General features: G+C 49.6%; 10 protein-coding genes. 8 read left to right on the forward strand and 2 right to left on the reverse strand.

Going from position 1 to position 15,651, the window contains the following annotated elements:
• Nucleotides 1-23: 23 nt before the first annotated feature.
• The gene (locus ACJJIL_RS03780; RefSeq protein ID WP_445361229.1) at nucleotides 24-1,070 is read right to left on the reverse strand and encodes a LacI family DNA-binding transcriptional regulator; all 1,047 of its coding nucleotides are present in this window, start codon (nucleotides 1,068-1,070) and stop codon (nucleotides 24-26) included.
• Nucleotides 1,071-1,236: 166 nt separating this feature from the next.
• Nucleotides 1,237-1,401 carry a hypothetical protein gene (locus ACJJIL_RS03785; protein WP_445361230.1) on the reverse strand — a complete coding sequence of 55 codons (165 nt, stop codon included), beginning with the start codon at nucleotides 1,399-1,401 and terminating at the stop codon, nucleotides 1,237-1,239.
• Nucleotides 1,402-1,898: 497 nt separating this feature from the next.
• Here ACJJIL_RS03785 and edd point away from each other — a divergent pair, with 497 nt between their 5' ends.
• The 8 genes from edd (at nucleotide 1,899) to ACJJIL_RS03825 (ending at nucleotide 15,539) form a co-directional block, all read left to right on the forward strand.
• Nucleotides 1,899-3,719, forward strand: coding sequence for a phosphogluconate dehydratase (edd, locus tag ACJJIL_RS03790; RefSeq protein ID WP_445361231.1), 1,821 nt, complete (start codon nucleotides 1,899-1,901; stop codon nucleotides 3,717-3,719).
• 53 nt (nucleotides 3,720-3,772) lie between these two features.
• Nucleotides 3,773-5,233 (forward strand): glucose-6-phosphate dehydrogenase, encoded by a 1,461-nt coding sequence (gene zwf / locus ACJJIL_RS03795; RefSeq protein ID WP_445361232.1) that lies wholly within the window; start codon nucleotides 3,773-3,775, stop codon nucleotides 5,231-5,233.
• 69 nt (nucleotides 5,234-5,302) lie between these two features.
• Nucleotides 5,303-6,013, forward strand: coding sequence for a 6-phosphogluconolactonase (pgl, locus tag ACJJIL_RS03800; RefSeq protein WP_445361233.1), 711 nt, complete (start codon nucleotides 5,303-5,305; stop codon nucleotides 6,011-6,013).
• Nucleotides 6,014-6,034: 21 nt separating this feature from the next.
• Nucleotides 6,035-6,661, forward strand: coding sequence for a bifunctional 4-hydroxy-2-oxoglutarate aldolase/2-dehydro-3-deoxy-phosphogluconate aldolase (gene eda / locus ACJJIL_RS03805; protein ID WP_444907444.1), 627 nt, complete (start codon nucleotides 6,035-6,037; stop codon nucleotides 6,659-6,661).
• A gap of 75 nt (nucleotides 6,662-6,736) precedes the next feature.
• Nucleotides 6,737-7,771, forward strand: a complete 1,035-nt coding sequence (gap, locus tag ACJJIL_RS03810; RefSeq protein ID WP_445361234.1) for a type I glyceraldehyde-3-phosphate dehydrogenase — start codon at nucleotides 6,737-6,739, stop codon at nucleotides 7,769-7,771.
• A 117-nt stretch (nucleotides 7,772-7,888) separates the two neighbouring features.
• Nucleotides 7,889-9,325 (forward strand): pyruvate kinase, encoded by a 1,437-nt coding sequence (gene pyk / locus ACJJIL_RS03815; protein WP_444907446.1) that lies wholly within the window; start codon nucleotides 7,889-7,891, stop codon nucleotides 9,323-9,325.
• Between the two features lie 868 nt (nucleotides 9,326-10,193).
• Entirely contained in the window at nucleotides 10,194-15,110 is a 4,917-nt protein-coding gene (locus ACJJIL_RS03820; RefSeq protein WP_445361235.1) for an RHS repeat-associated core domain-containing protein, read from the forward strand.
• Nucleotides 15,111-15,185: 75 nt separating this feature from the next.
• Nucleotides 15,186-15,539 (forward strand): hypothetical protein, encoded by a 354-nt coding sequence (locus ACJJIL_RS03825; protein WP_445361236.1) that lies wholly within the window; start codon nucleotides 15,186-15,188, stop codon nucleotides 15,537-15,539.
• Nucleotides 15,540-15,651: the final 112 nt, after the last annotated feature.

The raw sequence follows: 15,651 nt of genomic DNA on the forward strand, positions 1-15,651 counted from the left end.
AGATCTCTCTTAAGCTGAAGGGGTTATTTGGGCGCGGGGCCAGTGGATTGTCGAATAATTAACTCGGGGGTGAAGCTACGGTATGTTTCACTCTCTTGCCCAGAACCATTGAGTTCTTTTGAACTTTTACACTGAATTTTCTCAAGCAGTAATTCTGCTGCCGAGCGGGCGATTTCCTGGTTGGGTTGGTGTGCGGTTGTAAGTTTGGGCCAGGTTTGTCGAGAAAATGGGCTGTCTTCAAATCCTGCGATAGAGACTTGTCCGGGAACATCAATCTTTAACATACGGGCGGCAAATAGAGCGCCCGCTGCGATTTCGTCATTAGCGGCAAATATTGCAGAGGGAGGTTTGTCGCTGTCGAGGATCTTTCTCGCATTGATCTCGCCCGATTCAAATGAATATTTCCCTTCAACAATCAAATGTCGGTCTACTGCTATTCCTGCATCTTCGAGTGCCTGGCTGTATCCATTTTGGCGCCCCAATGTGGAAAGGTGCTCCTCGCCTCCGCTTAAATAAGCGATACGCTTGTGCCCGAGTGAAAGTAGGTGCTGGGTAATATTGTAGGCGGCCTGGCGGTCGTCAATCTGTATAGACTTTCCCTTTGCTTTCTCTGTATTGGTGGAGGAAATAATTCGCACAAATTCCACATTCATGGATTGGAGCATATCGATAAAAGAAGGTGACTCTGAAAAAGGGGGGGTCAGGACCAATCCGGCTACTTTGCCGTGCTCGACCAGTTTATTTAAGTCGCTGTGGATAACTGGAGATTTCGAATTGCAAGGATGGATAAGTAGCTCATAACCTTTTGCTCTGCAGGCTTCCAATATGCCGTTTTGCATATCGATAACGTAGTGGGCATTAGGGTTGTCATAAATAAATGCGATGGAATAGGAGTGTGTCCCCGCCAGATTCCGCGCTGCCAGACTGGGTGTGTAGTTCAGGCTTTTGACTGCGTCGAGCACTTTTTGCCGAGTGGCTGCGCGTACAGAGGGCTCATTATTGATCACCCTGGACACTGTTTTGATAGATACGCCGGCGCGCTCGGCAACATCGTTAATTGTGACTTTCATGCATCAACTAGTTCTATCTGAGCCTTGGCCTTGCTGGCATCGACAAGTAAGTATTGCTGGAAGGTGGGATTTTAACAGTTATGAGTCTGCAATTAGCTTATGGGGTGCGCCTCCTTGCTTAATTTGTGGGTAATTTGTAGTTTTTTATCCCAATTCTTTGAGATTCCTAGACCTTATCATTTGCCTGTAAAAATCCTACACCTAAGTAAGGCCAGTCTTTCACTTTGTGACTGAATGAAGGCATTAAGTTGCCCAGTATTAAAGAAAATGATGGTTTTTGCGCCAAATACTTCCTATATGCCTGTCTCCCCTGGTCAACATCTTCAATCACTATTTGAAGCCTCTTGAAAATTTTTGTAGTTTTACTACATAATGCGTATCAATAAGATTGAGTGGCTACAGATTGGGTGAATTACTCAAGCCGGGCGTCCAAAGTCTCTACCACCTCGGTGGGGAGGAGGTTCCGGCATTGTTGGATCACTAACATTCAGCTTTAAGAGTGGGAAGAGGTTCGGAAGTGAGATTTCTACCCGATAACAGGATTTCCCATGAGTCTCCATAAGCAGTCTTGCCGTGGGCTGAAAGGTTGTCCGCTGGAATGATTGGGTTTCCAGCGATCTGATAAAAGCAACTTTGTTCCTCCTGCTTCAGATTTACGATTGGGCAATAGGACATTGATGGCACTACAACCAAAGGGTTGCAGTGGGAGCCATTCCGCCGAAAGGCGCTCCACGGAAAGATAATCACAGGTGGCTGATGCCACTGAAATGTGACCCTGGTGGTTTTTGTAACTAGAGACCACCTCAACAGAGTTATTACGGAATAGTCATGGTTCACAGCAAGCTTCAGACCGTTACCGAACGCATCATTAAGCGCAGCGAAGAAACTCGTGCAGAGTATCTTGCGCAGGTTGAGAAAGCGCATATTGAAGGGCGGGCAGCGGCACATGTGTCTTGCGGAAACTTGGCCCACGCAATAGCCGCATCTCCGGAAGGTGATAAGCAGTTGATCGCCTCGGGGCGGGGGCCGAACCTGGGTATCGTCAACGCCTACAACGATATGTTGTCCGCTCATCAGCCTTATGGTGCCTACCCTGCTCAATTGAAAGAGGCAGCTGCGCGCAATGGCGCAACGGCCCAGGTTGCCGGTGGCGTACCGGCAATGTGCGATGGGGTGACTCAAGGGCGTGCAGGGATGGAACTCAGCCTGTTTTCGCGAGATGTGATTGCCATGTCCACAGCAATCGCGCTTTCGCATGATGTTTTCGAAGGAGCCATATTCCTGGGTATCTGCGACAAAATTGTCCCCGGCCTGGTTATTGGTGCTCTCTCTTTTGGCCACTTGCCTTCAATTTTTGTACCTGCGGGTCCAATGCCCACAGGCCTGTCCAATGCGGAAAAAGTCCGGGTTCGCCAGCTCTATGCTGAAGGTAAAGTAGGGCGCTCTGAACTATTGGAAGCCGAGAGTGCTTCCTACCACAGTGCCGGCACCTGCACCTTTTACGGCACTGCCAACAGTAACCAGATGTTGGTAGAAATTATGGGACTGCAACTGCCTGGCAGTTCCTTCGTAAACCCCGGTACCGAATTGCGCTCGGCATTAAATGAAGCTGCCGTGGCGCAATTGGTAAAAATTACTGAACCGAGCCGGCACACTTCGGTAGCTAAAATTCTCACCGAAAAAGCATTCGTCAACGGAGTGGTGGGACTGCTCGCTACCGGCGGATCCACAAACCACACATTGCACCTTATTGCGATGGCGCGTGCAGCAGGTATTCAGTTGACTTGGCAGGATATGGCCGACCTCTCTGAAGTGGTGCCGTTGCTTTGTCATGTGTACCCGAACGGTACTGCGGATATCAACCACTTTGCCGCAGCCGGCGGTATGCAGTTCCTGATTCGCGAACTCCGCTCCGCTGGCCTTTTACACGATGATGTGCACACAGTACTCGGTAATTCCGGTCTCGAACCTTACTGTGAAGACCCCTTCCTCAACAGTGATGCTGGCGGTGGTGTGGTTTGGAAACCCACTCCAGAAGAGAGCGGTGATACGACGGTCATTCGTCCAGCCACAGACCCTTTCTCCCAGCATGGTGGTTTGCAGTTGCTCGAAGGAAATCTTGGGCGCAGTGTAATCAAAGTCTCTGCGGTTAAATCTGAGCACCTCAAAGTGAAGGCTCCGGCCATTGTTCTGGATAACCAGGACGACCTGCTCAAGCGATTCAAAGCCGGTGAGCTAGAGCGTGACTTTGTAGCTGTAGTGAGATTCCAGGGACCTCGTGCCAACGGTATGCCGGAACTGCACAAGTTAACACCGACGTTGGGGGTGCTGCAGGATCGTGGCTTTAAAGTGGCGTTAGTCACTGATGGGCGTATGTCCGGCGCTTCCGGGAAAGTCCCTGCTGCCATTCATATGTCACCGGAAGCCGTAGAAGGCGGTGCGATTGCCAAGGTGCAAGAGGGCGACATGATTGAGCTCGATTCAGAGGCCGGTATTTTACGCGTGCTGGTAGATGAAGCTGAATTTAATGCCCGCCAACCGGCCCAGTGTGATCTGTCTGAAAGTGCCCGTGGTACGGGCCGTGAACTTTTCGCTAATATGCGCGGGCTTGCCAGCGGTGCAGAGACCGGTGCAAGTATTCTTTATTGATTATTACGGAGCCAAACAGGCTCCGAGAAAAGAACGATCTCAGAGCAAAATTTATGATTAACCCTTTTGATATAGTGTTATTTGGTGGAGGCGGAGACCTTGCACTGCGCAAGTTACTACCGGCACTTTACCGAGCATTTAGAGAGGGCAGCTTGGTTGAGGGCTGTCGCATCCTTCCGGTGTGTCGCCGCCAATCAGATGTTGATCAATATATCGAAACAGCCCACCAGGCACTGCAAAAATATCTCCGTGAGGGTGAGTACAGTGCTTCGAGCTGGGACCAATTTAGCCAATTACTTTGTCCGATCGCACTGGATATTGCCGTACCGGATAGCCAGTGGGATCACCTGGCAGAAATTCTCGGTTCCGACTCAGAGCGGGTTCGTATTTTCTATTTGGCAATACCGCCCGCGGTATTCGGCCCCTGTTGTGAAAACCTCTCCGTAAAAGGCCTGATTACTGGAAATTCCAGAGTCGTAGTGGAAAAGCCACTGGGCTATAACGCCCAAACCTCTGATGAAATTAACAGTAAAATTGCCAGTTACTTCCCGGAAGATAGTATCTTCCGTATCGATCACTACCTGGGTAAAGAAACTGTCCAAAACCTTCTTGCACTGCGTTTTAGCAATGTATTGTTTGAGCATCTTTGGGATGCAAAAACCATTGATCATATCCAGATCAGTATTTCAGAAACCGTAGGCCTGGAAGGGCGTGCGGGTTTTTATGATGAAACTGGTGCTATGCGGGATATGGTGCAAAACCATCTGCTGCAACTGCTGTGCCTTATCGCCATGGAATCTCCCAACAGTATGTCGGCGAAGAATATCCGTGCAGAAAAAATTAAGGTGCTTGAGGCTTTGCGCCCGCTTACCGGTAATTTGGTTGATAAAAATGTTGTGCGTGGCCAGTATATAGCTGGTCAAATCAATGGCAATGATGTTCCTGGTTACCTCGATGAACTCGACGGTGGAACCAGTTCAACCGAAACCTTCGTTGCCATTCGAGCACATATCGATAGTTGGCGTTGGGCAGGGGTGCCGTTTTACTTGCGTACCGGCAAGCGCATGGAAAAGCGTTGTGCCGAAATTGTAGTGCAGTACAAAAATGTTTCTCATCATGTATACGATGAGTCAGCCGGAAAGGTTGTTCCCAATCGCTTGGTTATTCGCTTACAGCCGGAAGAAAGTATCAAGCTGGTTTTGATGGCGAAAAAAATGGACAGTCTCACCACTGAGTTGCAACCGGCCGAATTGAATTTAACCCTTTCTGATACTTATGACAGTTTCCGCAGCGACGCTTATAAGCGCCTGATGTTGGATGCTGCAGCAAATAATCCCGCGCTTTTTATCCACCGCGACGAAGTTGCCGCTGCCTGGGCGTGGGTGGATCCAATTATTGAGCATTGGCGCGAAACGGCTAATCAGCCGCAGCCCTATCCTGCAGGTAGCTGGGGGCCAGAAGAGGCAGAAAAACTGCTGTCACGCAGTGATCGTCATTGGTTTAACGCGCAGTAATAATCTGGAAATCCGGCGCAGCTATTAAATTTACCGCGCCGGTTTCCACTAAGAGAAATGGAAGAATCCATGGCTGAAGAAAAATTTTTCCAAGATCGCGAGCGCCTGGTGCAGGCTCTAGCCCACGATTGTGCTTGCGAACTGCAAAAAGGTATTAAAGAAAAAAATCACGCAAGTTTCCTGGTATCTGGCGGCAGTACGCCGGAACCAGTTTATCGCGAGCTATCCAAACGCCCGCTTCCGTGGTCACAAATTACAGCTGCTCTCGTTGATGAGCGCTGGGTAGAAAAAACCGAAAGCGGTAGTAACGCAGCTTTCATTGAAAAGTCGCTCTTACAGAACTTTGGCGCTGAAGCCAATTTCCTGGGTATGAAAAACTCACATGCAACAGCCGCTGAAGGTGAAGAGGCCTGTGAGCGCGCATATAGCGAGTTGCAGAAACCGTTTGATGTTTGTCTGCTGGGTATGGGCAGTGACGGCCACACCGCATCACTATTCCCCCATGCACAGGGCTTGCAGGGTGCACTAAATCCTGAATCACAAAAGTTGTGCAAGGCAATTACTGCTAATCAAAGTGAAGTTACCGGCTCCAATACCGAGCGTATGACTTTGACCCTGAGTGCAATTTTGCAAGCGCGCAATATCAAGTTATTGATCACTGGCGAAGAGAAGCTAAAAGTTTATCGCGAGGCGTTGCTCGGCAGTGATGAGTTAGAAATGCCGGTGCGCAGTATTCTTAAGCAGGGGCTGAAACCAGTCACTGTTTACTGGGCGCCTTAACGAAAGATTTGGAATTATCTGATGCAGAAAAATATCGCCGAGATTTTGCAGGTAGCTGGCGTTGTCCCAGTACTGGTTGTAGATAAAGTTGAAGATGCCCTCCCTCTTGCCGGCGCTTTGATTGAAGGTGGCCTGAAAGTACTTGAGGTAACCCTGCGCACTGAGGCAGCCCTGGAAGTTGTTGAACAAATTGCAAAACACCTGCCGGAAGCCCATGTGGGAACTGGCACGGTGCTCAATGGTGATGATCTGCGTCGCTCTATCGAAGCCGGCGCTAGCTTTATGGTGAGCCCCGGCGCAACCGACCGCTTACTGGATGTTGCTGAAGGCAGTGAAGTACCGCTGCTGCCCGGTGCTGCCAGTGTTTCAGAAGTGATGCGCCTCTACGAGCGTGGTTATCGCTACCAGAAATTTTTCCCAGCCCAGGCGGCAGGGGGAGTGCCAATGCTGAAATCCATTGGCGGTCCGCTACAGGACGTTCGCTTTTGTCCCACCGGTGGTATAGGGCCTCAAAATGCCCCGGACTTTCTGGCTCTGAACAATGTGGTTTGTGTCGGTGGTTCCTGGATGGCGAGCAGCACTCTGGTTCGTGAAAAGAACTGGGCAGAGATTACTCGTCTGGCAAAACAAGCTGCGGAATTGAAATAACACACACTCGGTATGGTGCACTCGCAAGCGGGTGCCACTTGAAAAACCAGAAGCGTATAAAGAGGGTAAAGCGAGATGAAAATTAAAATTGCCATTAATGGTTACGGTCGTATCGGTAGAAATGTCACCCGAGCTATCTATGAATCAGGTTACAGCGATCGTGTTCAGTTGGTCGCGATTAATGATCTCGCTCCGGTAGCTTCTAATGCTCACCTGACTCGCTTCGATACTATTCACGGTCGCTTTGGTACAGACGTCAAAGTCGATGGTGATGCTCTGGTTATTGGTGGTGATCGAGTTCAGGTTTGCCAGGAGCGCGACCCTTCCAAATTGCCTTGGAAGCAACTGGGTGTGGATTTAGTCCTGGAGTGTACTGGCCGCTTTACCGATCGCGCTTCCGCTTCTGCCCATATTGAAGCCGGTGCCGCTGCAGTGCTGATTTCTGCACCCTCAAGAGATGCGGATCTCACCGTTGTTTACGGTGTAAACGACAGCAATCTCACTGCGGATCACCGTGTGGTATCCAATGCATCCTGCACTACCAATTGTCTGGCACCTGTAGCTCAAGCACTGCATCGTGAATTGGGTATTGAGCGCGGCTTTATGACTACCGTGCATGCCTATACCAATGACCAGAATACCCAAGATGCAGTGCACGCAGATATTTATCGTGCCCGTGCGGCGGCGGATAATATGATCCCTACCAAAACAGGTGCGGCTGCAGCGGTAGGTTTGGTATTGCCTGAGTTAAAAGGTCGCCTCGATGGTATGGCCGTCCGTGTACCGATAAGTAATGTGTCTCTGGTGGACTGTCAGTTTATTGCCGGCCGTGACACCACCGCCGAAGAAGTTAACCGCATTATGCAGGAAGCTGCTAAGGCCAGTGGCGGTGTACTGACCTACTGCGATCAGCCCTTGGTATCCGTGGACTTCAATCACACCAGTGCCTCCAGTCACTTTGATGCCAACCACACCCGTGTGAATGGTAACTTGGTGAAGGTCATGGCTTGGTATGACAACGAGTGGGGCTTCTCCCACCGCATGTTGGATACCAGTTTGGCGATGGCTGAAACGCTTCAGTTGAACCAGCCTGTTGCTGAATCCGCCTGATTCCCCTCATTTACCATATTTTGGTAATTCAATTACTGAGGGCCATTTAATGGACATAGAATTCCTATTTGATAGCCCTCTGAACCTCCTTCTCAAATTATTAGATGACGGGATCTTATGATTCGCCATACAAAAATCGTAGCAACCTTAGGCCCGGGTACGGACAAGCCTCGCGTAATCGATGAAATGATTCGCGCTGGGGTGAATGTTGTACGTCTGAACTTTTCTCACGGATCGGCAGAGGATCACCGACGCCGCGTTACAGAGGTACGCAACGCCGCCGAAGCGCAGGGAAAAATTGTTGCGGTTTTGGGGGACTTGCAGGGCCCTAAAATCCGTATTGCCCGTTTTGCCAAGGGCAGTGTTCAGCTTGAAAACAATGACGAATTTACCCTCGATCTGGATTGCCCGGTTGAAGGGGGAGATGAACACCGCGTTGGAGTGGATTATCCAAGCCTGATCAGCGACTGCCAGTCCGGCAATATCCTGCTGTTGGATGATGGCAAGATTCGCCTTGAAGTAACCGGCACTACGCCAAGCAAGCTCTATTGCCGAGTTTTACAAGGCGGTAAGCTGTCGAATAACAAGGGCATCAACTTGTTGGGCGGGGGCCTGTCTGCACCGGCACTGACAGAAAAAGACTACCGGGATATCAAGCTGGCAGCAGATCTCGAAGTGGATTTCCTCGCAGTCAGTTTCCCGCGTTGTGCGGAAGACCTGGATACTGCTCGCAAAGCCATGGCAGAGGCTGGTAGCCAAGCAGCGATCGTCGCCAAAGTTGAAAGGGCCGAAGCAGTTGCCGATGATGAGCAAATGGACAGCCTAATCCTGGCTTCCGATGCGATTATGGTAGCTCGAGGTGACCTAGGGGTAGAGATCGGTGATCCCGCTCTGGTCGGGGTGCAGAAAAAACTGATCAACCGCGCAAATGCTCTCAATCGCGCCGTAATCACTGCAACACAAATGATGGAGTCGATGATTACCAGCCCGACTCCCACCCGTGCCGAGGTGATGGATGTTGCCAATGCGGTGCTGGACGGTACCGATGCAGTTATGCTGTCGGCGGAAACAGCTGCAGGCGATTACCCGGTTGCCGCTGTGGAATCTATGAGTGAAGTGATTATCGGCGCTGAACAGTATTTGGGCAGTGTTCCCTACACTGCAGAGGACCACGGTTCTTCAGCTCTAATCGATACTGTAATTGCCCAGGCGGCGATTGATGTTGCAACGCGCGTGGAGAATCTCTGTGCTGTAGCCGCACTGACCGAGTCTGGCCGCACACCGAGAATGATGTCCCGTGCAAATACTCGCTTGCCGATCTATGCACTAACCCGGCATCCTAAAATCGCTCGCCAGCTGATGCTGTTACGGGGAGTAGAGACAGTGAGCTTTGATCCGGCTTCAGTTCCCCTGGGACATTTAACCGAAGCGGTTATCGAGGTATTAAGCTCTAGAATCGATTTGCAGAAAGGGCAGCGGGTACTGATTACCCAGGGGGAACGCCTCAATATGGGTGGGCATACCAACTCCATGCGGATCAAAGAGATCGAATAGGCTTTCTGAAAAAAGGCTCAGGCACCTGATCATGAGGTTACTGGGCCTACTTCAACCCATACCGCGCTTTATTGCAGTTCAAGGCAATCCCGTCCGCTGATTTCCCCGTTCACCCTGCTTGTAACTGGGATATCCTTGTGATGAGTGTCACAAATTTAAAGATCCAATTTCGCAGCCTGCCAAAAGCTATCCAATTAGTTACTTTTATCAATAACGGAATATTGATACTCGCTGTAGAGAAATTATCCAATTACGGTAAACAAATGAATAATAATTGTTCATAGGGTTTGTATTACGGGATATTTTTTTAATACACGGGTACTATTTTTATTGGTTTATTGAAAATTAATCGACGATAACTTTGGCTCGGTTTTGTGTTATCGAAGTTTTAATTTCTGCTCCCGAAAGCTTCTCTACTCAGCTTAACACTTGCTATCTACCGTATTTACCTAATTTGCGGTAACCTCGCGAAGTAGATCTCAGCCCTACGTTTTATTCGGCGCCACCTAGATTCTTAACTTCTTAAGAGTGAAAAGGAAGATAAGAATCTAATCGTTAGTATTCTTCTAGCATGGTAGCCCTTAAGCTCCCTTTTTTGGATAGAGAATGTTCTTCTCAGCGGCTTCGTTGTGTAATGGCGTGGTATTGGCTGATCTTGCGATTTCGATTTTAATCGACGCCGACAAAGCTCGGAGGAATCACCAGTTGAAGTCTGGTTGACTTCAGTTTAAAGGTATTTTGCTCGAAAAATAGTCGGAATCGAAAGCTTACCGGAGTTCTTTGGGGGGTCCCTAATGTTCGCGGGTGAGAATTAACTGAATTAGGTCCCCACTAGGTCCAGATAGGCGTAAGTGTTTAAAGGATTATCATGCAGCTACGTGTTGAAAATAAGCAAGGCATCCAGTACGAAGTGAGAGTAGGGTGGACGTACCCGCTGGGGATTCCGATGCAGGTCGATGCCGGCCACTTGCTTTCGATGTTCGACGATGCGGTTATTGAGAAAATTTACCAGCACTTCTTCAGCCTGGGAGGTAGCTCCTGCAATTTACTCAGTACCAGTATTCAAGCGGGTACCTCGGGCACAATCTTCCTGGGTCCCCTATCTGAGCCGCCCGGCCATTTGTCCTCTTCTGAACGAGAGATTTATCGCGCTTTAATCCAGAATCGTCTGATTATTGAAGAAGCGCCAACGGCAGCTATCGTAATTGCTGACAAACAGGCTGAGTTGATTGCCAAGATTCGTATCGGCCTGCAGCAAATTATTGCCCAGGAGAGGGCAGAGGCGGCCCAAATCCAGCAGCAGCATGAGAAGCGCTCAACGCTGGAAAAAGTGGGTGCCTATATTGAAAGTGGCGCGACCGGTTTTGGCAATGCCGCCTGGGGCTTGGCGGTATGGACAAAAGATGTGCTTGAAGTGGCGCAAATGCTGAATCCCATGCGCCAATCCCAGCGGCTGAGTGTTGCCACAGCAAATTACTTCTGGAATGACAAGAGCTTCGCAGAGTCTGGCCAGGAATATGTCACTGACTTACAAAAGGAAGTGGTGGATGTACTCGGTTTTGACCCTTCAAAGATCACTAAACAGCAACTGGATTTGGCATTCGACGTTGCTCAAATTATTTACGATGATCCGGCCCTACGCGAGATTATTTTTCGCTTTGCCCAGGATTATGTAAAAGCACAACACAGCCTGGAAATTACCGAAATAGCCGGCGGTGGCGCCTTTGAAATTATCCTCACTATCGTCCTAGCGGCGATTACTGGAGGCGTCGGCGCCGCTGTAGCTATGGCCAAAAATGCGCGCTTGCTGAAGTCCTTTAAAAATGTCGGCGAGCTGATGTTGGACTTGGCCAAACTGAAGAAGCAGCAACAGCTGGTTTCCAAGAAAAAGGGTGGCAACGCTAAGGGAGGGGAAGGCGCTAACTTCTCCGATTTGAGTTCCTCTGAAGCGGCAGCCCCACCAGCCAGCTCCAGTGGGCCCTCTTCAAGTAGCTCCAGCTCCGGCAGTTCTGGTGGCTCAGGGGCCAGCAGCACTGCCTCAAATTCCAATCAAAGCAATAGTGGCTCCAATAATAATTCAAGTGAGTCGCAAGGTAGCCAAGCGAATAATAGCAACGAGCCGGACAATACCAATAGCGACACCGGGGAAAACCAGAACGGTGATACCTCCCAGTGCAATGCCAATGCCTGTGAAGGTGGTGAACCGATCAACTTAAAAACAGGTGAAGAGCGTCTGACTTTGGTGGATACGGTGCTGGATGGCCCGCTGCCACTAACTCTGGCGCGAACTTACCGCAGCAGTAACGCCAGGGATTTCGGTTTGGGCCACGGCTGGACCCACACGTTGAATGAGCGCCTGGTATGGCGTCCAGGCAAAGCGGTACAGTTTCATGATGCCGAGGGCCGGGTAATCAGCTTACCTGCACCGGGTAATAGCGGCCGCAGCCACAATGTGGTGGAAAATTTATCGTTAACTCGCGTTAACGATGAGCATTGGGTTGTAACTCCCTACGGAGCCCAAAATGGTGTGCAAAAACACTTCAAGGCGACAGGTACTAAAGGGGCTCTAAAACTCTCTGAAATCCGCGATGGCTACGGTAACTATTACCTCTTCCACTATATCGATGAGCGCCTGATTTGTATCGAAAGCAGCCTTGGTGAAGCTCTGCATATCAGCCCGCCCGAAGGGCAGCCCAATAGCCTGCGTATTGGCGAGCTGAAGAAAGAAACTCGCGATGGTCGCATTAAAATACTGGCTCAGTACGAATACAGTGATGAAGGTGATCTGATAAAAGCCACCGATGCGGATGGCTACAGTGAGCAATATGAATATCACCAGCATGTTATTTCCAAGCGCATCCTAAAAACCGGTTACCACTTTTACTTTGAGTGGGATAAAGAAGGCCCATCTGCTCGTTGCGTACGCCAATGGGGTGATGCTATCGACGGGCAGGCTACCTACAACTACAAATTTGCCTGGGATGAGGATGGCCACGGCGTTACCGTAACGGATACTCGTGGGGGACAGGAACGTTACCGCTTTAATGATCGCGCCCTACCGATTTATCACCGCGACCCTGAAGGTGCAGAGACCCTCTACAGCTACAACGATCTGGGCCAAGTTACCAAAGTACAATTGCCCAGCGATGATGGCAGTCGGCGAGAAGAACTCTATAAGTATGATGACCAGGGTCGCTTGATACAAAAGACCGATGCCGCTGGCAACAGCCACCGCATCGAGTACAACGGTGAAGGTCTGCCTGCCAAAGTGACTGATCCCGCCGGTAACTCCTGGCAACGTGAATACAACCAGAAAGGCCAGATCGTCACCACCAAAGACCCTCTTGGCAGTAGCACCCGATATAGCTATAACCCGGTCGGATTGATAGGCAGTGTTACCGATCCTCTGGGCAATGCCACCCGCTATCTGTGGAATCCTGAGGGCAAGTTGGCAGCGGTCAAAGACCCCATGGGTCGAACTCAGCACTACCGTTATGACGGTGCCCGCCGCCTGGAGGAAGTACAGCATGCTCCTGGCCAGATAACCCGCTATGAATACGATGCCCAGGACCGTATCCACGCAGTTATTACCCCAGATGGGTCTAGGACTCAGTACAGCTATAACCCCCAAGGGCTGCTTGCGGAAGTTATGGACTCCGAAGGCCGCAGCACCTGCTACGCCTACGACGGCCTCAGCCAGGTTAAGTTGCGCACTAACCCGGACGGCAGCCGCCTGGAGTACCACTACGACGGCGAGCGCAACTTTGTGGGCCTCACCAACGAAAATGGTGAGCGGTACCAGCTCAAGTACGACCTGAACGAACGCCTGATTGAAGAAGTGGGCTTCGATGGACGCGTGACTCGCTACGCCTATAACCGCGCTGGGCACCTGATTAGTTCCAGGGCTGTCACTGATGCTGATACCGGCAAGGGTGTCGACACCATTTTCCAGCGTGACCCTTTTGGCCGCCTGTTGGAAGAAGTCACCCCGGATGGTGTAACCAACTTCCGCTATAACCGCAGCGGTCAGTTAATCGAAGCGGAAAATACCCATCGTAAACTGCGCTGGGAATATGATGCCAACGGCCGCGTGACTGCGGATTGGCAGGGCAAAGATAAACTCATTCATAAGTACGATGCTGCAGGCAACCGCATCGCTACTACCTTGCCTGATGGCGAAGTGCTCAACTTCGCCTTCAACCCCGCCGGCCAATTCCAAAGCCTACACCGTCGCCCCTCAGGCACTGATATTGATCAGCTGATTACCAGTATCAGTCACGATGAACAGGGCAGGGAGAGTCAGCGACAGCACGGCAATGGACTGGAAAGCCAGCGGGATTATGACCCTCAGGGGCGACTGCAAAAACTGTGTCTAAATAAAGCTAGCGGCCCAGTCTCCGACCCAACTCAAAATTCTCACTCAATTCTGGAGCGCAGCTACCAGTACAACAAAGCTGGTCAGATCGCCAAGATTGAGGACAGTTTACGTGGTACCCGCAGCTATCACTACGATGCTCTGGATCGCCTCACCCAGGTTGATGGCCCCAACCCAGAATATTTTGTGCACGACCCCGCACACAATATTCTGGCCGCCGCTAGATCAGAAGATGAAGCCAAACAGCAGGCCAGTGCCACTCAAGTCAAGGGCAATCGATTAGCTTTCCGTGGCGATACTCACTATCGCTACGATATCCATGGCAACCGTATCGCCGAGCTGCGTGGTAAAGGGCAGAAACTGCAGACCCGCTATCAGTACAACAGTCGCCAGCAGTTGGTGCGGGTTGAAAAGCTCAAAGTGGAAGAGGGGAGCGAACAGCTTCAACAAGAGATTCACTACCAATATGACCCACTGGGTCGCCGTATTGATAAATCTACTAATAGCGAACAAACTTGCTTCCTCTGGGATGAGGATGTCCTGCTTCGTGAAAACAAATCCGATATCCACACCCAACAAGATCTTAATACTCGGACTTACTATTTTGAACCGGGGACTTTCAAACCGGTTGCACTGAAAGAAGATGAGCAGGTCTATCACTACCATCTGGATCACCTGGGAACGCCTGATACTCTTACCAACCAGGAAGGTGAGGTGGTTTGGAGTGTTGCCTATAAGAGCTATGGCAATATTGCATTAGCTCATGAGAATCAGGTAGAACAGCCGATTCGTTTCCAGGGACAGTATTTCGATGAAGAGACCGGGCTGCACTACAACCGGTTTAGGTATTATGATCCGGAGGTTGGGGAGTTTACGCAGCAGGATCCGATCGGGTTATCCGGTGGGATTAATAATTATCGGTATGCGTCAAATCCGGTTAGATGGATAGATCCTCTTGGACTAAGTTGCAAGGAGGGATTTGCTTATATCTATCACTATCAAGGAGAAGATAGTCCTCATTTTGCAATTATTACTGAGCATGATGGATATAAAATAGGCACAGAGCAGGCTGGTGAACAGGGAAGTAAGACTCTAGATGTTGAATTTCACCCCTCGGAATCAGAATTAACACTTGTTGCTGTATACAAAGTTAAGCTACCCGATGCAGAAGCAGCACAAAATTACCAACAAAATTTGCTAATAAATGGTCAAACTGCGTTTGATAGAGCAAACTATGATATCAATAAATTAGATACCCCGGATTACTGCGTAGAAACAAAAAGCTGCTTAACCCATGTGTTTGATGTGCTAAATGCAGGAGGGAAGTCTGCGCCTAAAACTTCTCCAGTTGGCTTGTCAACTCGTAGGTATATGCGTGGAATAGAGAAAGAATCTAAAGCTTTCGAATAGATAAGGCTACAATTTATGGGTTTTTGGTTTTGTAATAAACATGGAAAGAGTGTATTCGTTCGCTGTTGTTCTCATTTGAAAGCAGGGTTTGAGAGCAACAAAAAAGAAAGGTTCTATTTAATAATGGAAGAGCTTTCTCAGTCGAATATGATATATATATCAACTCTTCTATGTGGTACCTGTTTGAAAAAACTGGGTTTAAACTCCTCGACTTTGTTTTATGACCCTCAAATAAGAAATTATGAAAGCAACATGGATTCTGCAGAGCCTGAAGAAGATTTAAAGTACAAGGATATTTTTGCAGAGATTGATAGGGAGCTGGTTTCAGTTTGTAGGTCCTGCATATTGGATGTGGAGCCAGAGTTTCTCGAGCTTTTGGATAGCATGAAAAGTAAATTGGTGGAGCTCCCTAAAGAGCTATCGAGATAGATGTAAAAGTAAAAAAGTTGCTGTTTAAACAGGCCCGTTATGGGCGCCCAATACACCGAGCTGATTAGGACATCCATAGAATGGAGAGTCGGAAGCTAGACAAGAATTTTTA

Source organism: Microbulbifer maximicatervae (SeqCode) (genome assembly GCF_052468095.1).

Bases quoted from the DNA above. Each gene is read 5' to 3' on its own strand.
- ACJJIL_RS03780 (WP_445361229.1), bottom strand. From the start codon at position 1,070: ATGAAAGTCACAATTAACGATGTTGCCGAGCGCGCCGGCGTATCTATC.
- edd (WP_445361231.1), top strand. From the start codon at position 1,899: ATGGTTCACAGCAAGCTTCAGACCGTTACCGAACGCATCATTAAGCGC.
- zwf (WP_445361232.1), top strand. From the start codon at position 3,773: ATGATTAACCCTTTTGATATAGTGTTATTTGGTGGAGGCGGAGACCTT.
- pgl (WP_445361233.1), top strand. From the start codon at position 5,303: ATGGCTGAAGAAAAATTTTTCCAAGATCGCGAGCGCCTGGTGCAGGCT.
- eda (WP_444907444.1), top strand. From the start codon at position 6,035: ATGCAGAAAAATATCGCCGAGATTTTGCAGGTAGCTGGCGTTGTCCCA.
- gap (WP_445361234.1), top strand. From the start codon at position 6,737: ATGAAAATTAAAATTGCCATTAATGGTTACGGTCGTATCGGTAGAAAT.
- pyk (WP_444907446.1), top strand. From the start codon at position 7,889: ATGATTCGCCATACAAAAATCGTAGCAACCTTAGGCCCGGGTACGGAC.
- ACJJIL_RS03820 (WP_445361235.1), top strand. From the start codon at position 10,194: ATGCAGCTACGTGTTGAAAATAAGCAAGGCATCCAGTACGAAGTGAGA.